This is a genomic window from Streptomyces sp. NPDC013157 (assembly GCF_042899865.1).
Lineage (GTDB): Bacteria > Actinomycetota > Actinomycetes > Streptomycetales > Streptomycetaceae > Streptomyces.
The window spans coordinates 1-18,218 of record NZ_JBIBAK010000028.1; the positions used below are offsets into that span (position 1 = coordinate 1).

An 18,218-nucleotide genomic window follows, 5' to 3' on the forward strand; every position below is an offset into this window, starting at 1 on the left:
AGCCGACGACACCGTCCTGCCCACCGAACTCACCGCATAGCCTCAAAACGAGATCACCGAGTGGCCGTCGATACACCACTCCAGCGGACGTGACCGGCGTCGATTTGGTTCCCGGCCGCCTTTCGAAAGACGCGCCCATCCGGCGCCACCCCGAAGCGCTCTATGGGTTCGCGCAGCATGCGGACCAGGACAGGGGGAATCGGAACAGGTTGTGCGGCCTTGGCCATGGCCGCCTCAGGGAGTGGATCTCGTGGACGGGACCGTCGCGAAGGTAGATCTTGTGCTGCCCACTACCCGACGACGAGTACGTCCATCGTGCCCTCGCACGGTGGCGACTGCTGCTGTGCAGTCCAACAATGCGGAAGCCACCACCGAACTGTCCATCCCGGTGGGCACGGTCAAGACCCCACCTCGGCAACGTGAGACCAAGTCGTCCGCCCGAAACCGCGTGGAGATCGCCGCCTGGGCATGGGAATCCGGCCTCATGAACCGGCAGTGACCACGGCTTGTCAAGCGGGCTTCGTTGAACCTCAGCTGTCCGCCCCGAGTCGATGCCGGGCGCTGGGGTGCGCCCGGTAAGGGCTGACGCTCGGCTCGCCCAGGGTCCAAAAGCGCCACGGATACCCAGCGGCCGGGCCGCCGACGCCGGTCCGCGGCCCCGAACCGACATGCTCCCGGCACAGGCCCCCCGTCGGCCCCGCGAGGAACAGGTCGGCTGTGACGTCGCACGCCGACTGCCCGTCATGGCGCAGATCCACGACGCCCAGCGCCTGGGCGAGGTTGGCAGGGCCACGCGCCAGGTCCCGCGCCCGTAGACCAGGACGCCGACGCTGCCGCGCCAGCGCCGCACCGGCCTCGACCGCGCCCGCCCGGAGCAGCACCGAAGCGGGGCGCCGCCCCGGCCCGCACACCGCGTTCAGGCATCGATGGACCGCGTGCGTCCGGTAGACATAGAAGGTCCCCGGCTCCCCGAACTCCGCACGGTTGGTCGCATTCGGACCTCGGAACGCATGCGAGGCGGGGTCGTCGGGCCCCTCGTACGCCTCTACCTCAGTGATGCGCACCGCCGTCACACCGCCCTCGGAACGCGACACCACCAAGGCCCCCAGCAGTTCGGGAGCCACCTCCACGGCCGGCCGATCGAAGAACTCCCTGGACAACACAGGCGGCAACGCCGTGGCGCCCAACGGCTCTTCGAACACCGCCAGTTGCGTGTGACCGGTGCCGTTCGTGCTCCCCACCGACCGACTGTGTGCCATTGCCGCCTCCCGTCCAAGGACCAGGCCGCCGGACCTCGGCGCCTCACCCCACCTCAGCGGTGGCCCACCGCCTCGTCATGGCCGCACAAACGGCCACACGACGCTCGGAGAAGGACATCGAAGCAGTTCCCTGCGCCCGGACGGACGCACGTGGCCGTGCACGCCGCAGGCCGGACCGCTGGAGCAGAAGTACGGCACTGCCCGCCATGTCCCGGTGTGAGGCCGCTGTGGCACACGCTGTTCTGTGGCAGGAGTGGGAAGCCGCCATACCTTCGTGCCGAACGGGCCGACGGTCTCGGCCGCGACCCGCGAGCTGCTGGGCGTGGGCCGGCCGGCCGGCCGATCACCGATGGTGATGACCCGAGACGAGGAAAGAAGGCGTTCTACGCCGTGACACCCCACTCCCGCAGTACCCGAGCGGTCCCGTCCAAGGCCGACTCGGGCCTGAGGTGCCCCAGACATGCCCGTGCCCGGCAGCTGAAGGCGAAGGCGAGCAAGAGGGCACGTCCGCCGCTCGGTCCGAGCTGGTTCGCGGCCGTCATGGGCACCGGGATCGTCGCCAACGCGGCAGCCACCCTGCCGCGAACCTTCCCCGGCCTGCGGGACGCCGCCACGGTGGTCTGGTCGGCGGCTGCACTGCTGCTGGTCGTACTGACCGTCGGCTACGTCCGGCAAAGGACGCTGCGGGTGCACGTCGCCGATCCGATACAGGCCCAGTTCTTCGGGGCGCCGCCGATAGCGCTGCTCACGGTGGGCGCCGGGGCGCTGCTGCTCGGCCGACGGGTGATCGGAGCGTCGGCGGCGCTGGATGTGGACCGGGTGCTGTGGTCGCTCGGTACCGTGCTCGGTCTTGCCACTACCTGCACGGTGCCGTACCTCATGGTCACGCGGCACCGCTTCGCACCCGACGCGGCGTTCGGCGGCTGGTTGCTGCCCGTGGTGCCGCCGCTGGTCTCAGCCGCGACGGGCGCGCTGCTCATCCCTCGGACACCCGCCGGGCAGCCGCGGATGGCGATGCTGCTGGGCTGCTACGCCATGCTCGGGCTTGGGTCGGTGGCCGTGCTTCTGGTGCTGGCCATGGTGTACAGCCGCCTGATACACCATGAGGCGCCCGCCGGCGCGGTGGTGCCCACCGTGTGGATCGGGGTGGGGGCGTTGGCCCAGTCGGTGACCGCGCTGGGTACGCTCGCCACGGCCGCGCCAGGCGCGCTGCCGGCGTTGTACGCGCGGGGCGCCGCAGTCGTGGCGCTCCTGGGCGGGCTCGGTGTGTGGGGCTTCGCCATACTGTGGCTGGTACTCGCCACGGCGCTGACCGTACGAGAGATCCGAACGGGACTGCCCTTCGCACCCACTTGGTGGTCCTTCATCTTTCCCCTCGGAGCCTGCGTCACCGCGACTGGCGTCCTCGCCACCCGGACCGGCTCACAGCTGTTCGTCTGGACCGCCGTCTTCCTCTACGCCGTGCTCGTCGCCGCGTGGGCGGTGGTGGTCTGGCACTCACTGCGCCACGCCGCCGGCAACACGGGTGGACCGGAAGGCCCGGGGGACCCGGACAGCCCGAAGGAACTGGAAGAACCCGACGCGGCTCGCGAAGCCGTCACTGCGTCTCAGGCCGCACAACCGGCCTCGCTGATGACAGCCGTCGAGGACGCATAGCCGGACGGGGCGCGCTCACATGCGGAGGCGCCCCGTCCCTTTGTCGTCGGTGGATGCTCAGTGGAAGGCCGATGTCACCAGGGCCTTCTGCTCCATGGCATGCCGACGGGCGGAGCCGACGGCGGGGGCAGGTGCCTCCGGTCGGCTGACACACCCAAGGACGCGGTCTCCCAGCCGGTGCAGGCGCGGCCCGACGAAGAACCACGCTCCTTGGTTTTCGGGCTCCTCCTGCACCCAACGTACGTCCACACCGGCAGGAAAGCGGCTGAGTTCCGCCGCGAGCTCTTCCTCGGGGAACGGGTAGAGGCGCTCCACGCGGACGATCGCCGTGTCCGACAGGCCCGAGCTGTGCCGGTGGGCGTCGAGGTCGTAGAAGACCTTGCCCGAGCACAACAGCACACGCCTGACCCGGGCCGGGTCCACCGTGTGATCCGGTATCACCGGACGAAAGCCGCCATGTGTGAACTCGGCCAGCGTGGAGGTCGCGGCCTTCGTCCGCAGCATCGACTTCGGTGTGAAGACAATCAGCGGCCTGGTGTGGTCGCGCAGCCCCTGCTGCCTGAGGAGATGAAAATAGTTGCTCGGCAGGGAGGGCAGGGCGACGGTCATGTTGTCCTGTGCACACAGCTGAAGGAAGCGTTCGATTCTGGCGGAGGAATGGTCCGGCCCCTGCCCCTCCAGGCCGTGCGGCAGCAACAGCGTCACCGCGGAGCGCTGTCCCCACTTCTGTTCGGATGACGAGATGTACTCGTCGACGACCGTCTGAGCGCCATTGGCGAAGTCCCCGAACTGGGCCTCCCACAGCACCAGAGCATCGGGGCGCGCCAGCGAGTATCCGTACTCGAACCCCAGCGCCGCCAGTTCGGACAACATCGAGTCGTACGGTGCGAAGCCCTGGGCCCGCGGGCCGAGGGTGTTCAGCGGCGTGTGCTCCGCGCCGGTGCGCCGGTCGGTGAGTACGGCGTGGCGTTGGCCGAACGTGCCGCGACGCGAGTCCTGCCCTGCCAGTCGCACCGGAACCCCCTCCAGCAGCAGGGAGCCCATCGCCAGTGTCTCCGCGGTGGCCCAGTCGATCGCCCCGGTGTCGAGCATGGCCGTACGCCTCTGGAGCTGTGGCAGGACACGCGGGTGCACGGTGAAGTCTCGTGGCAGGTCGGTCTGCGAAGCGATGACGTGCCGGGCGGTCGCTTCGTCGATCGCGGTCACGGCCTGACGGTGGGCTGCCCGCTCCTCGGCGTCGCCGGAACGGAGGTCCTCGACGGCGTCGGAGGCGGGCAGGGCTCGGGTCTCGGCGAAGGCCCGCTCAAGATGCTCCTGGTAGTTCCGGTGTGCGCCTTCCACCTGCTGCTCGCCGACGTCCCCTCGACAGACCAGCGCCTCGGCGTACAGCCGGCGCACCGAAGCCTTGGCGTCGATGCGGTCGTACATCATCGGCTGTGTGATGGACGGGTCGTCGACCTCGCTGTGTCCGTGCCGCCGGTAGCAGACGAGATCGATCACGACGTCCTTGTGGAACGCCTGGCGGTAGTCGAAGGCCAGCTGCGCGACCCGGGCGACGGCCTCCGGGTCGTCACCGTTGACGTGGAAGATCGGGGCCTCCACCGACCTTGCGACATCGGTGGCGTACGTGCTCGAACGGCCGTTGGCAGGTGTGGTGGTGAAGCCGACCTGGTTGTTGATGATCACGTGGACCGTCCCACCCGTGCGGTAGCCGGGCAGCTGCGACATGTTCAGGGTCTCGGCGACCACGCCCTGGCCGGCGAACGCCGCGTCGCCGTGTATGACGACCGGCAGTACCGGGAAACGCTGGCCGCGGTCCCCGGCCAGGTCCTGCTTTGCGCGCACCACTCCCTGCGCCACCGGCCCCACGATCTCCAGATGCGACGGGTTCGCCACGACCGAGACGGCGATCGTGCCGCCTTGCAGGGCACGGTAGGTGCCCTCCGCGCCGAGGTGGTACTTCACATCCCCGGATCCCTGGACCGAACGGATGTCCACCGCGTCCTCGAACTCGTGGAAGATCTGCGCGTAGGACTTGCCGATGATGTTGGCCAGGACATTGAGCCGGCCGCGGTGGGCCATCCCGATGACGGCTTCCCCCACGCCTTCCTCGATGGCGCGGAGCAACAGGGCATCGAGCAGTACGATCGCCGACTCGCCGCCTTCGAGCGAGTACCGCTTATGGCCCACGTACTTGGTCTGCAGAAACGTCTCGAAGGCCTCTGCCGCACCCAACCGGTAGAGGATCTGCAACTGTTCGGCGCGGTCGGGCCGGCGCTGCGGTCCCTCGATCCGCTGCTGGATCCAGCGACGTTCGTGGGCGTCCTGGATGTGCATGTACTGAAAGCCGACGGTGCGGCAATAGAGCTCCTGCAGGCCGTCCAGCACGTCTTGAAGAGTCATCGCGACGTGCCCGGCGAACCCGTCCACGACGAACTTCTCTTCCCGGTCCACGTCGTGGAGTCCGAAGGCGGCGATGTCGAGCTCTGGATGTCCGGCGGCCGTCTGCGACGTAAGTGAGGACATGAGTGGGTCGGTGGCGGCCATCAAGTGGCCGCGCACTCGATACCCGTGGATCAGCGCCGCAACCCGGACCGCTTTGAACGCCGCCTCATCCCCGTCATCACCCCCCGTGGCCATGGCGGTACGTCCCTGTCGGCCTGTCAAGGAGGCCGGGGAGGCGAAGAAGTCCCTCCACGTCTGATCGACCGAGCCCGGGTCGTGCAGGTACCGCTGTCGTTGCTCGTCCACGACCCATTCATTGAGCCCGAATTCCAGTCGGTGGGCCATCGTTCGATCGGTGCGTGATTGCGACGTCACAGCTGGAACGCCTTCTTCCTCATTCGGAGCCGTCGGTGCCGGACGCGGTCGAGCTGTCATCCGCCTACGTGTCCAAGGACTTCGCATCCGTTGCGGAGGTCAACCCGTTCGCCCACGCCCTACTGACGACGCTAGGGTGCCGGGAGAGCTGAGCCAGAGAGCCAGACGGGCCGCAACTGCCTCATATCGGGACATCTGGCCGGGCGGCCGGTGTCCGCGTGGAATGCTGCCGCCGCACAGCCGAAGCGCAGGGTCATGGCATGTCCTGATCCGAGGGCTTCAAGTCCACTCGGCCTGAGAGCGCTGCTGTGTGAAGCCTGGTTGTGAGAAACGCAAGCCGCACCCCGCCCCTCTCACGGGCCGCTCGACAACCGGCCGTGCGCCGACACCTTGTACCCGGCTTGGTCGCCGCTGTCGCCGCGACCGCCGGCAACACCACCCACAAACAGCCAGGAGAGCAGCCATCGCCGCAAACGGCCATGTCGACTGTTTCCGACCGGAACTCGTTGTCATCCCCTGCGGTAGCCGCAAACCGGGATGGCCCGCGCGAGCGGCAGACATGTACCTCGGCTGTTACCACCGTGCGTGCCGCAAGGCAGCCGAAGCGCTGCAGCCCGAGCGTCTGCTCGTCCTCTCCGCGCGCTACGGCCTCCTGGACCTCGACCATGTCATCGAGCCGTACGACACCCCTGGTACGGCCGGTGCGACAACAGCCCGGCTTCTCCTGGAAAGGGTCGCACCGTCGTTCTCGGGCCGCCGTCGATCAGGGCCCTCCCGCTTCCGCGGTCTTCCACCGGCGACCAGCGCAACGGTCACGGACTACGCCGAGCCCGCCTCGGACGTGCCCACGCCGGTCGTCCGGAAACTGGCCCGGAACGCGCCAGGTGTCACACCCAGCTGCCGCACAAAGGCTCTGCGTAGCGACTCGGGCGAGCCGAACCCGGTGCGCCGCGCCACCACGGCCATGGGGTCATCACCGGTCTCCAGCAGCACCTGGGCCGCTTCCAACCTGATCTGCTCCACATACCTGGCCGGAGTGGTTCCCACCTCTTCGTGGAAGAGCCGGGTCAGATGACGGACGCTGAGGCCCGCCCCGCGGGCCATCGCCGACACTGTGTGGTTGGCCCCGGGCTTCTCGGCGACCGCGTCCAGGACCCGGCGGAGTATCTCCTGGCGGCTGTGCGGGGCCCGGGAGCGGACGCTGAACTGGGACTGGCCACCCGGTCGTTGCATGAAGACGACCATGTCCTTGGCGACCGCCCGAGCGACCTCCGCGCCGTAGTGATCTTCGACGAGCGCCAGGGACAGGTCGATACCGGCGCTGACACCCGCCGATGTCATCATCCGCCCGTCCCGCACGAAGATGGCGTCCGGCTGGACCTCCACGGACGGGAACCGCAGAGCCAGTTGCTGCGAGTTCTGCCAGTGCGTCACGGCACGACGGCCGTCCAGAAGTCCGGCCGCGGCCAGCAGAAACGCTCCCGTGCACACCGATGCCGTACAAAGGGCCTTCTCATTCAGCTGTCGGACGACATCCAGTAGGGCGTCGTCCTTGATCAGCGTCTCCCATTCCGGACCGCCCGGGATCACCAGAACGTCGCACGGCTCACGTACCTCATCGACACGCAGGTCAGCGATGAGGCGGGTCCCGGCGGAGGTGACCACCTCCGCCCCGTCCTCGGACGCGATCTGCACCTCATAGCGCCCGCCGAACTCGTTGGCCGACGCGAACACCTCGATGGGACCGGTCACATCGAGTAGCCGAACGCCCGGGAAGACGAACACGATCACGGTGAGCGGGCCCGTTCCTGGGCGCTTGTGGTTCATCGGATGCCTCCGGGCCGGGCGCGGTGCGGACACGGGCGACCTGTAGGGGGCGGCGAGTGTTCCAGGGGGGATCAGGGAGCCGATCACCGCCGGCCCGGACCCCGTTCGCAGGGTTTCCGTGCGTTCATTCTGCGCCTTCGACCAGAACCAGGACCACGACCGGCTTGCTCCCTGCTGGGAGGTGAATCCTCCCAGTCCGCCGCGACGTCGTCACGCCGCGTCCCCAGGCCGTATTCGAGCATGTGGCGAACAGGGCGGCACTCGGCAGGCGAGTGACCCACGCCACGACCGTACGGGACCTGAGGGAGGCACTTCGGGCCGGGAGGCTCCGCAGCGCCTGCACGTGCAAATCGGCTCGGTAGTTTCGATCTCAGCAGCCCTACCCGCACGGGCGTGGTGGGGCGTCCGCGTGGCCGCGGCTCCGGCCCGGCCGACCGCAGTCGAGGCCCGTGTGGTGTGCGACAAGAACCGTGCAGCCCGCCGCCGTCCCTCTTTGAAGGAGTTCCGCCGATGAAGACCGTCACCCACTAGATCGGTGGCAAGCCGTTCGGAGACGCTTCAGGCGCCTTCGGCACCTGGGGCCCCGTCACCGACCCCGCGACCGGAGAGGTCACCGGACAGGTCGCGATGGCCGGCGTCGACGAGGCCGACGCCGCGGTCGCCGCGGCGAAGGAGGCCTACGCCGACTGGCGCACGTCCTCGCTCGCGCAGCGGATCGCGATCCTCTTCCGCTACCGCGAGCTGCTGAACGCGCGCCGCGACGACCTCGCCGCGCTGATCACCGCTGAGCAGGGCAAGGTCCATGCGGACGCGCTGGGCGAGGTGGCCCGGGGCCTGGAGATCGTCGAACTGGCCTGCGGGCTCGGCATGGCGCTCAAGGGCGAGACGTCCACAGGGGTGTCGAGCCAGATCGACGTGGCGTCGGTCCGCCAGCCGCTCGGTGTGATCGTCGGCATCTCGCCGTTCAACTTCCCCGCGATGATCAGCATGTGGATGTTCCCCATGGCGATCGCCTGCGGAAACACCTTCGTCCACAAGCCGAGCAGCAAGGCCCCGTCCGCGTCCATGCTCCTCGCGGAACTCGCGGCCGAGGCGGGCGTGCCCGACGGGGTGCTCAACATCCTGCACGGCGACGCGGTCGCGGTGAACGCGCTGCTCGACCACCCGGACGTGGCGGCCGTGTCGTTCGTGGGCTCCACGCCGGTCGCCCGCCACGTCTACACCAGGGCGTCCGCCGGCGGCAAGCGTGTCCAGGCCCTCGGCGAAGCGAAGAACCACATGCTGGTACTGCCCGACGCCGACCTCGACGCGGCGGCCGACGCCGCCGTGACCGCCGCCTACGGCTCCGCGGGCCAGCGCTGCATGGCGGTCTCCGTGGTGGTCGCGGTGGGCTCGGCCGGGGACGCGCTGGTGTCCCGGATCGCCGAGCGGGCCACGAAGATCAAGATCGGCCCGGGCAACGACCCGACGTCCGAGATGGGTCCGCTCATCACCAAGGCGCACCGCGACGAGGTCGCGGACTACATCGCGGGCGCGGCCGCCCAGGGAGCCGACGTGGTGCTCGATGGCAGGGACTTCACCGTCGAGGGCCTGGAGAACGGGCACTGGATCGGTGTCTCGCTCCTCGACAAGGTCAGCACGTACTCGGACGCCTACCGGAACGAGATCTTCGGTCCTGTCCTGTGCGTGCTCCGTGCGGAGACCTACGAGGAGGCCATGGCCATCATCAACGGTTCCCCGTACGGCAACGCCAGCTCGATCTTCACCCGGGACGGCGGCGCGGCTCGCCGGTTCCAGCTGGAGGTCGAGGCCGGCATGGTCGGCGTGAACGTGCCGATGCCGGTGCCGGTGGGCTACCACTCCTTCGGCGGCTGGAAGGACTCGGCCTTCGGCGACCACCGCATGTACGGCAGCGAAGCCGTGCACTTCTACACGCGCGGCAAGGTCATCACGACCCGCTGGCCGGACCCGGCTGTGACGGCGGCCGGTGTGGACCTGGGCTTCCCCGCGTCCCACTGACCGCCGCAGGCCCGCACGCGCTGGTCGCGTCGGGTGGCAGTGCCGAGCCGCTCCATCAGCCGTGGTCCCCGCGTCCCGGTCGTCCTTCGGGACGGCCGAGGATCGCATCGTCCGCCACGCTGCGGCGCCGACTACAGGCGCTGCAGCGTGGCGGACCCCCTTCGGGGCGGCCGGGAATCGAAACGGCCAGGGCCCGCCCCCGTCCTACTTCGGCTCACCCGTCCACCCCGGCGGCAGCGCAGGAGCGGACGCAAGGGGCGGCGAGCATCGGTTCCGGCAGTGTCCACGTCACAGTCCATGCCCGAGTGCGCGTACGGACCCGACCACCGGCCCGACCACGGCAGGTCAGCGCACTACAACACCTCGCCGGGGGCTGTGTGCTGAGCTCCTGGCGCACGTCCAGGCAGCGCAGCAGGACACCGGGCTGCCCGGATCCCGTGGCGTACGGTCTGATGTCGCGGCCGCCCACCGTCCGCAACGGATCTCACCGAACCCGGTGGTGCCGCCGGTACGGCCGAAAGATCTGAACCCATACCGGGAATCAGGCCGCGACGAGCTCCTGCTCGCGCTCCGGCGTCTTGACCTTGGGCTTCTTGTTCGGCAGCGAGAGCCGGAAGACCTTGCGCCACGCGGAGAACACCTGCTTGGGCAGCGGCCCGGTGACGTACTCCAGCTCGTACTTTTCGAACAGCGCGCGCACCTTCACCGCGACCTCGGCGTACCGGTTGCTCGGCAGGTCCGGGAACAGGTGGTGCTCGATCTGGTGCGACAGGTTGCCGGTCATGAAGTGCATGGCCCTGCTGCCGCTGATGTTCGCCGAGCCCATCATCTGGCGCAGGTACCACTGGCCGCGTGTCTCGTCCTTGATCGACCGGCGCTCGAAGACCTGCACGCCCTCGGGGAAGTGCCCGCACATGATCACCGAGTGGGACCAGATGTTGCGGACCAGGTTCGCGGTGAACGTGGCGGCGAGCGTGGTGAGGAACGACGGGCCCGACAGCAGCGGGTGGATCACGTAGTCCTTGAGTACCTGCTTGCGGATCTTGCGGCCCACGGCCTTGGCCCGCGCGCGGAACTCCGGGTTCTTGCGGCGGCGCTTGTGCAGGTTCTTGCCGAGCTCCAGGTCGTACGCTGCGATGCCGTACTCGAAGAAGCAGGCGTTGATGAAGTTCCACAGCGGCTGGCCGAGGTGGAACGGGTGCCACTTCTGGTCCTCGTCGACGCGCATGATGCCGTAGCCGAGGTCGTTGTCCTTGCCGATCACGTTGGTGTATGTGTGGTGCAGCTCGTTGTGCGAGTGCTTCCACTGCTCGGACGGCGAGACGTGATCCCACTCCCAGGTGGTGGAGTGAATCTTCGGGTCTCGCATCCAGTCCCACTGGCCGTGCAGGACGTTGTGGCCGATCTCCATGTTGTCCATGATCTTCGCCACGGACAGCCCGGCGGTGCCGAGCAGCCACGCGGGCGGGAAGATCGAGAACAGCAGCACGCCCCTGCTGACCAACTCGAGCTTGCGCTGCGCCGAGATGACCTTACGGATGTAGGCAGCGTCTTTCTCGCCGCGGCCGGCGATCACCTCGTCGCGGATCGCGTCCAGCTCGCGGCCGAGCTCCTCGATCTGCTCCGCGGTCAGGTGGGCGGTGGGGTCGATGGCGGTCAAGGTGTTCCTACCGTTCGATGTCGCAAGGGCCCGCCGCGGCGGACACGCAGGTCTGGATGAGGACGCCCGGCTCGGCCTCGGTGATCTCGCCGGTGCGCAGGTCGCGGACGGCGCCCGCCTTGAGCGGCGTGACGCAGCCGAAACAGATGCCCATGCGGCACCCGGAGGGCATGAGCACGCCGGCCTCCTCGCCGATGTCCAGCAACGGCGTGGCGCCGTCCGCGTCGACGGTCTTGCCGGTGGCGCTGAACGTGACCTCGCCGCCGTCGCCGGCGACGACGATGCTGGGGCGGAAGCGTTCGGTGTGCAGGTGCTCTTGGACGCCGTGCTCGGTCCAGTGCTCTTCGGCGGCGTCGAGCAGGCCCGCGGGCCCGCAAGCCCAGGTCTCGCGCTCCGCCCAGTCGGGCACGAGTTCGTCGAGACGGGCGATGTCGAGCATGCCGTCTGTGTCGGTGTGCACCTCGGCGAGCCGCAGCTTCTTGTCCGCGACCAGGCCGTGCAGTTCGTTGCGGAAGATCACGTCTTGCGGCTGTGGCGCGCAGTGGACCATGACGACGTCGTCGAACTCGGTGTCGCGCAGCATGGCCATCACGGGCGTGATGCCGCTGCCGGCCGTCAGATAGAGCACCTTGGCCGGCTTGGTCTGCGGCAGCACGAAGTCACCGGTCGCCTGGTCGAGCTGGATCAGCGTGCCCGGAGTCGCCCTGCGGACCAGGTGGTTGCTGACCTTGCCGTCCGGGATCGCCTTCACGGTGATCGTGACGCGGCCGTCCTGACGGTTTGTCGGCGAGGTGATGGAGTAGGCACGCCACAGGCGCACCCCGTCGACGTCAACCCCGATCCGCACGTACTGACCGGCTGTGTGGCCGCGCCATCCCCGTCCCGGTCTGATCACGATGGTCGCGGCGTCACCCGTCTCGGGGTGCACGGCCTCGATGCGCCCGCGCAGGTCGGCGCCCGCACGCAGCGGGCTGACCAGGTCGAGGTAGTCCGACGGCAGCAGCGGCGTCGTGACCATCTCCAGCAGTTTCCACGCCCTGCTGCGGAGGGCTGTACTCGTCATGGCTCCAGCTTGCTGTGCCTCAGGGCGTAAGGTCCTAACCGCAGGGCGTAAATCTGGACGGCAGAATTGTTCGCAGGGAATAAGAAGTGAACCATGTGATCCGGAGGGCCAGCGAACTGGCCCTGGATGAGACGACGGTCACCGTACTTCGGGCTGGGCTGAAGGCCACCGCCGACGAGGTCGTCCAGGCGATCATCGATGAGGTCCCTCCCTACGCCAACGCCCTTACGGGCCACATGGGCGCCATCATCCGCCGAGCCGTCCGTACCGCCCTGGGGCACTATCTGGACCTCGCGAGCGGGAACGCCACGGGCGGCGACGGCGGTGACGCTGCCTACGAGCTCGGCCGCGGCGAGGTCCGGGACGGCCGTTCGATGGACGCCCTGCTCAGCGCCTACCGCGTCGGCGCCCGCGTGGCCTGGCGATGCCTGGCAGCGGGTGCCGTACCCGCAGGTCTGCCCGCCGCCGAGGTCGCCAAGTTCGCCGAACTGACCTTCGCCTACATCGACGAGCTCTCCGCCGCGAGCGCCGCGGGCCACGCCGACGAACTGGCCGCCCGGGGCAGAGCCCACGAGCGCCACCTGGAACACCTGGCCCGCGACCTCCTCGCCGGCGCGAGCCCGGACGTGCTGCTGGCTTCCGTTCAACGGGCCGGGTGGCAGCCTCCGGTTTCGCTGACCGCGGTCCTGCTGCCCGCCGCCCAGGCCCGGCCTGCCTACCGCACGCTCGACCCGAGCACCCTCGTCCTCGACGATCTGCCGGACGCCACCGGTGTGCTGCTCGTCCCCGATGCCGACCGACCACATCTCCTGCGGCAGCTCACCGAGCGCACCGCCGTGGTCGGCCCGCCCCGGCCATGGGCTCGTGCGTCCGCCTCGTACGCACGAGCCGCACGCGCGCGCTCCCTCTCCTCTGATATTCGCGACACCGAGGACCACCTGCCCGAGCTGGTGCTGAGCGCCGACGCGGACGCGTTCGCAGACCTGCGTGCCCGAGCCCTCGCACCGTTGCGGACCTTGCCCGTCGCGACCGCACGGCGGCTGGAGGATACGTTGCGGGCATGGCTGCTGCACCAGGGCAGACGGGACGAGGCGGCGGCGGCGTTGTTCGTCCATCCCCAGACAGTCCGGTACCGGATGTCGCAGCTGCGGGAGCTGTTTCCGGATCTCGCATCGCCACACCGGGTCCTCGAACTGACGCTGGCGGTCGGTCTCCGGGTCAGCTGACGCGTACTTCGACCGGCCACGACCGCATCCGCGAGCGGTCCAGGAATCGTGCCTCGTTCTCGGTGCCGTCAGCCGGCTCATGCGGCGCGGGAAGATCGGTATTGGCCAGCTGAGACCGGGGGTTGACGTGAAGACCAGACAAGGCCTCGGGAAGCCCGTCGGGGGGGGGGGGGGGCTCTGAGAAGCGCGGTGACAGATACGGCTCGACTGGATCCGGTGGACGACGCGCTCCGGCCCGCTCGTCGACGCGCTCATCGAGCATCTGGTCGATGAGCTGGGCCGCTACGCCGTGGAAGACGGCTTTCATGTCGTCGTGGAGGGCGCTGTCCTGGCACGAGCCGACCCACGGGCGCGCGGCGGGCTGCAGCCGGGTGACCGGCGGGGCGGCCAGGCCGGGTCACCAGGGGCGGGGGCCGGGCCGCTCCCGCCGGGGACCACCGTGGTTCTGCGACGGCCCCGTGCCTCCCTTCCGGCAGGTCAACCGGACGACCGACCGTGCCGGCCTGGCACACCGCACGAGGGATGATGGGGATGGAATGACGGAACGTGAGGTCAGGAGTATCCATGACGAAGCGGGTTCACCGACCCCGTGAGGACGCGGAGTTCGATTTCATCCTCGGGATGAGCGGAGTTCCGGTCCTCGCATACTTCACCGGGACATGGCCCAAGGCAATCGAGCCCTGCCGGGTGATGGACCTCGTCGTGGACGGCATCGCCGACGACTACACGGGCCGCCTGACGGCCGTCCGCGCCGACATCACGCGTTGTCCGGCCGCAACCGAGCGATACGGGATCACCGGAGCCCCGTCCTACGTCCTGCTGAAGGAGGGAGAGGCGGTGGCGCACGGCACGGGGCCCATGACCACCGCCGAGGTACGGAAGTTCCTGGACGGCCACCTCTGAGCGGCCGCTGCTCGTGCCCCAGTGCACCTATCCGCTCACCGGCCTCGGCTGCGTCAGCCGCGTCTACACCGACCACGGCGTCTTCGACGTCGGCCCCGACGGCGTACGCATCCGGGAGACGTACGGCGTCACCGCCGACGAACTCGCCGAGCGACTCGGCATCAGGCCGCCTTGCGGCCCGCGACACAATCCTGCTGAAAGCGCCGTGGCCCAAGGCGGCTTCCTGCCAACGGGTTCTGACGTGTTCGACTGATGCGGTACGGCGAACAGGTCACAGGCGTTGTCGCGCCTCGCGCCGCCGACGCTGTTCGGCCGGGTCCGCGACCGGCGCCGCGAGCAAGAGCCTTTCTGTGTAGGGGTGTTCGGGGGCCGTGGTGACCTGGGCCGCCGTCCCGGTCTCGACGATGTCGCCGTGGTGGATCACGCTCACGCGGTGACTGACGTGCCGGATGACCGCCAGATCGTGCGAGATGAACAGGTACGCGACGCCGGTGCGGCGCTGGATGCCGACGAGCAGGTCGAGGACGCGGGCCTGGGTGGTGAGGTCGAGTGCGGAGACGGGTTCGTCACAGACGATGAGCCGGGGGGCGGGTGCGAGGGCGCGGGCTATCGCCACGCGCTGCCGCTGGCCGCCGCTGAACTCCCGCGGCAGTCGCTGCGACGCGTCCTTCGGCAGCCCCACCTGGTCGAGCAGCTCCGCCACCCGGCGCCGGGCCTCACTCGTCTCGGTGCCCTGCACGATCAGCGGTTCACCGAGGATGTCACCGATGGTGAGGGCCGGGTTGAGGGAGGAGTACGGGTCCTGGAAGACGACCTGGATGTCCCGGGCCAGGGCACGGCGCTCCGCGCGCCCGGCGCGGGTGATGTCGCTGCCCCGGAAGCGGACCGTGCCGCCGCTGGGCGCGACCAGGCCGAGCACGGCCCGCCCGACGGTCGTCTTCCCGGAGCCCGACTCGCCGACGACACCGAGGGTCTCGCTCTGCCCCACGGTGAGCGACACGCCGTGGAGGACCTCGTGGGAGCGGGCTCTGAAGCCCCGCCCGGGGTAGGTGACGCGCAGATCGCTCACCTCCAGCAGTGTGGTCATCGCTTCTCCGTTTCGAGCGCGCCCGCCGGGGTGGCCGGCGGGTCGGTGCGAAGCGTGGTCTCGTCGAGGATCGAGTCGAGGAGCGTGCGCGTGTAGGGGTGCTGCGGTGCGCCGAACAGTTCTTCCGTCGTGCCGGTCTCGACGACCGTCCCAGCCCGCATCACGGCCACGCGGTCGCAGATGTCGGCGACCACACCGAAGTTGTGCGTCACGAGCAGGACGGCCATGTTCAGTTCCCTGCGCAGGTCGCGCAGCAGGTCGAGGATCTCCGCCTGAACGGTGACGTCGAGGGCGGTGGTCGGTTCGTCGGCGATGAGCAGCAGCGGTCGGCTGGCGACGGCGCCCGCGATGAGGACACGCTGTGCCATGCCGCCGGAGATCTGGTGCGGATAGGAGCGGAACGTGCGTCCGGGGTCGGGGATGCCGACCCGGGCGAGGAGTGCCAGGACCCGGTCGCGGGCCTCGCTCCTCGACATGGGCGTCGCCACGCGCACGCCCTCGACGAGCTGGGCGCCGACCGTGCAGGACGGGTCCAGGTTGGACATCGGTTCCTGGGGGACGTAGGCGATGGACGTTCCCCGTACCGCCCGCAGTTCGCGTTCGCTCAGGCCGAGCAGTTCGCGGCCGTCGAGGCGGATCGAGCCGCGGGTGACGACCGCCTCCGCGGGCAGCACGCCGAGTGCGGCGAACGCGGTCTGGGTCTTGCCGGAGCCGGATTCGCCGACCAGACCGAGGGTCTCCCCGGCCGCCACACTCAGGGTGACGCCGCTGACGACCTCCTTCAGGTCGCCGGCCGGTGTCGGGTAGGCGATCGCCAGGCCGTCGACGGTGAGCAGTCCGGAGACGGCGCTCTCGGTGGCCGGCGGCCGGTACGCGGTGGCGGTGACGATCCGGGCCGGCTTCGGGCGGCCGCCCTCCAGGGCGTCCCGCAGCGCGTTCCCGAGGAGCACGAGCGAGGCGGTGACGATCCCGAGGGCGAGGCTCGGCCACAGGAACTGCAGCGGCTCCTCGTAGAGGTTGCTGAACCCCTCGGAGATCATCGCGCCGAAGCTGGGCACCGTGTTCGAGCCGACGCCGAGGAAGGCGAGACCCGACTGGACGGCGATGGACGAGCCGGCGAGGAACGCGGTGCCGATGATCACCGGCCCGCGCACCACGGTGAGGACATGCCGGCGCAGGATGCGCCGGTCTGGGAGTCCGGAGACCCGGGCGGCGTCCACGTACAGCTCGTTCTTCACGCCGAGGACGAGATTGCGTACGAGCCGGTAGACACCCGGGGAGAGCAGTACGCCGAAGATGACCATGGTGGCCTTGTAGTCGCCCTTGGTCACCGGCATCAGCACGATGAGCAGGAGCAGCCCGGGGAAGGTCATGATCAGGCTGAACAGCCACTCGGCGACTCCGCGTACACGCCGCCCGAAGTAGCCGCCGACCAGACCGGACGTGATCCCGATCGCGAGGGCGATGCTCGTGCCGATGAGCGCCGAGACCACGCTCGTGTCGATGGAGTACAGGAGCCTGGCGAAGATGTCGCGGCCGCTCTTGTCGCCGCCGAGCAGATAGCCGTGGTCGCCGACGCCGGCGTTGACCGCGTCCAGGTTCGCCTCGTTGGCACCGTGGTCGCTGAGGACGGGGGCCAGCAGTCCGAGCAGGACGATGACGACGAGGAGGCTCGCGCTGACGACGGCCTGGGGGTCGGCGATCAGTCGCCGCAGGGTGGAGCGGCGCCGCGTGTCCGCATTGGGTGTGGTCAACTGACGATCCTCGCCTTCGGGTTGAGCCATCCGTTGAGGAGATCGACGACGAGGTTGACGGCCACGACGAGCAGCACACCGAAGAGGCTGATGCCCATGATGATCGGTACGTCGCCCTGCAAAGAGGCGTTGAACGCGTACTGACCGAAGCCCGGCAGGGCGAAGATCTGCTCGATGATCAGGGCCCCGCCGAGCATCTGGATGAACTCCAGGGACAGGACCGTGAGGGCCGGTCCGGCGGCGTTGCGCAGGGCGTGCCGCAGCACGATGGAGCGGGTGGGGATGCCCCGGGTGCGCAGGGTGCGGACGTAGTCCTTGCGCAGTTCGCCGATCATGGCGCCGCGGATCTGGGAGGTCAGACTGGCGACCCCGCCCATCATCAGGGCGACCACGGGAATGGCGATGGAACTCGCCCAGCGGGCCGGGTTCTCGCTGAAGTCCGTGTATCCGGTGGCCGGGAACACGTGCAGCCTGACGGCGAACACATAGACCAGCGCGATGGCGACGAGCAGGCTCGGGACGAGGTAGCCGGTCATCGCGGCGCCCTGCGCGAACCGGTCGACGGCGCCGCCGCGTGCGGCTGCGGCCACCCCCAGGGCGACGCTGATGACCGAGGTGGCCAGCAGCGCGACGACGACGATCGACAGGGTGACGCCGAGCCGGGCGGTGACCGCGGAGCGGACCGGTTCGCTGGTGAAGTACGAGGCGCCGAGATCTCCGCGGACGGCGTGCGAGAGCCAGTCGCCGTACTGCACCGCCAAGGGCCGGTCGAGGCCCATCCGGGCCTTCTGGGCGGCGATCTGCCCCGGGGTGGCGCCGTTGCCGAGGACACTGCTCGCCACGTCGTCGAAGGACGTGCTGAGCAGCAGGAAGGTGATCATGGTCACCAGGACCGCGAGCACGAGGCCCGCGGTCAGGCGACGCAGCACATAGACCGTCATGGG

At 69.4% G+C, this 18,218-nt stretch carries 13 protein-coding genes and 2 pseudogenes; 7 read left to right on the top strand and 8 right to left on the bottom strand.

All coding sequences use genetic code 11. The annotated features are described in order from the left end of the window. Positions 1-328: 328 nt before the first annotated feature. Positions 329-499 (top strand): LuxR family transcriptional regulator, encoded by a 171-nt coding sequence (locus ACFY6U_RS48900; RefSeq protein ID WP_390049150.1) that lies wholly within the window; start codon positions 329-331, stop codon positions 497-499. A gap of 31 nt (positions 500-530) precedes the next feature. Here the strand turns inward: ACFY6U_RS48900 and ACFY6U_RS48905 are convergent, their stop codons facing one another. Further along, positions 531-1,187, bottom strand: a complete 657-nt coding sequence (locus tag ACFY6U_RS48905) for a DNA-3-methyladenine glycosylase (RefSeq protein WP_390049332.1) — start codon at positions 1,185-1,187, stop codon at positions 531-533. 462 nt (positions 1,188-1,649) lie between these two features. Between ACFY6U_RS48905 and ACFY6U_RS48910 the strand changes: the two genes are divergently transcribed. After that, complete coding sequence (locus ACFY6U_RS48910; RefSeq protein WP_390049152.1) at positions 1,650-2,915, top strand: TDT family transporter; 1,266 nt, start codon at positions 1,650-1,652, stop codon at positions 2,913-2,915. Positions 2,916-2,972: 57 nt separating this feature from the next. On the opposite strand, the gene ACFY6U_RS48915 is transcribed toward ACFY6U_RS48910, so the two are convergent. Continuing rightward, positions 2,973-5,822: a multifunctional oxoglutarate decarboxylase/oxoglutarate dehydrogenase thiamine pyrophosphate-binding subunit/dihydrolipoyllysine-residue succinyltransferase subunit gene (locus tag ACFY6U_RS48915; RefSeq protein WP_390049154.1), complete on the bottom strand. Its 2,850-nt coding sequence runs from the start codon at positions 5,820-5,822 to the stop codon at positions 2,973-2,975. 223 nt (positions 5,823-6,045) lie between these two features. Between ACFY6U_RS48915 and ACFY6U_RS48920 the strand changes: the two are divergent. Beyond that, positions 6,046-6,414: pseudogene (locus ACFY6U_RS48920) on the top strand (DUF6884 domain-containing protein); the annotation flags it as partial. A gap of 140 nt (positions 6,415-6,554) precedes the next feature. Here the strand turns inward: ACFY6U_RS48920 and ACFY6U_RS48925 are convergent. Then, on the bottom strand, positions 6,555-7,562 hold the full coding sequence (locus ACFY6U_RS48925; protein ID WP_390049156.1) for a GlxA family transcriptional regulator: 1,008 nt from the start codon (positions 7,560-7,562) through the stop codon (positions 6,555-6,557). Positions 7,563-8,093: 531 nt separating this feature from the next. Here ACFY6U_RS48925 and ACFY6U_RS48930 point away from each other — a divergent pair. Then, entirely contained in the window at positions 8,094-9,581 is a 1,488-nt protein-coding gene (locus ACFY6U_RS48930) for a CoA-acylating methylmalonate-semialdehyde dehydrogenase (RefSeq protein WP_390049334.1), read from the top strand. Positions 9,582-10,122: 541 nt separating this feature from the next. Here the strand turns inward: ACFY6U_RS48930 and ACFY6U_RS48935 are convergent. Together ACFY6U_RS48935 and ACFY6U_RS48940 are read right to left on the bottom strand one after the other, a co-directional pair. Then, positions 10,123-11,241, bottom strand: a complete 1,119-nt coding sequence (locus ACFY6U_RS48935) for a fatty acid desaturase family protein (RefSeq protein WP_390049158.1) — start codon at positions 11,239-11,241, stop codon at positions 10,123-10,125. Positions 11,242-11,248: 7 nt separating this feature from the next. Further along, positions 11,249-12,304: a ferredoxin reductase gene (locus ACFY6U_RS48940; protein ID WP_390049160.1), complete on the bottom strand. Its 1,056-nt coding sequence runs from the start codon at positions 12,302-12,304 to the stop codon at positions 11,249-11,251. An 86-nt stretch (positions 12,305-12,390) separates the two neighbouring features. Between ACFY6U_RS48940 and ACFY6U_RS48945 the strand changes: the two genes are divergently transcribed. The 3 genes and pseudogenes from ACFY6U_RS48945 to ACFY6U_RS48955 form a co-directional block, all read left to right on the top strand. After that, entirely contained in the window at positions 12,391-13,530 is a 1,140-nt protein-coding gene (locus tag ACFY6U_RS48945) for a helix-turn-helix domain-containing protein (RefSeq protein WP_390049162.1), read from the top strand. A 564-nt stretch (positions 13,531-14,094) separates the two neighbouring features. Continuing rightward, complete coding sequence (locus ACFY6U_RS48950; protein ID WP_390049164.1) at positions 14,095-14,433, top strand: thioredoxin family protein; 339 nt, start codon at positions 14,095-14,097, stop codon at positions 14,431-14,433. Continuing rightward, positions 14,429-14,596: pseudogene (locus ACFY6U_RS48955) on the top strand (3-oxoadipate CoA-transferase); the annotation flags it as partial. The gene ACFY6U_RS48950 and the pseudogene ACFY6U_RS48955, both read left to right, overlap by 5 nt. A 108-nt stretch (positions 14,597-14,704) precedes the next feature. On the opposite strand, the gene ACFY6U_RS48960 reads toward ACFY6U_RS48955, so the two are convergent. From ACFY6U_RS48960 to ACFY6U_RS48970, 3 genes are read right to left on the bottom strand one after another with little or no spacing between them, the layout of a single operon-like run. Next, complete coding sequence (locus ACFY6U_RS48960; RefSeq protein WP_390049166.1) at positions 14,705-15,520, bottom strand: ATP-binding cassette domain-containing protein; 816 nt, start codon at positions 15,518-15,520, stop codon at positions 14,705-14,707. Further along, positions 15,517-17,304 (bottom strand): dipeptide/oligopeptide/nickel ABC transporter permease/ATP-binding protein, encoded by a 1,788-nt coding sequence (locus ACFY6U_RS48965; protein WP_390049168.1) that lies wholly within the window; start codon positions 17,302-17,304, stop codon positions 15,517-15,519. The genes ACFY6U_RS48960 and ACFY6U_RS48965 overlap by 4 nt, the downstream gene beginning before the upstream one ends. After that, positions 17,271-18,215 carry an ABC transporter permease gene (locus tag ACFY6U_RS48970; RefSeq protein WP_390049170.1) on the bottom strand — a complete coding sequence of 315 codons (945 nt, stop codon included), beginning with the start codon at positions 18,213-18,215 and terminating at the stop codon, positions 17,271-17,273. Before ACFY6U_RS48970 ends, ACFY6U_RS48965 begins: the two co-directional genes overlap by 34 nt. Between the last annotated feature and the right edge of the window lie 3 nt (positions 18,216-18,218).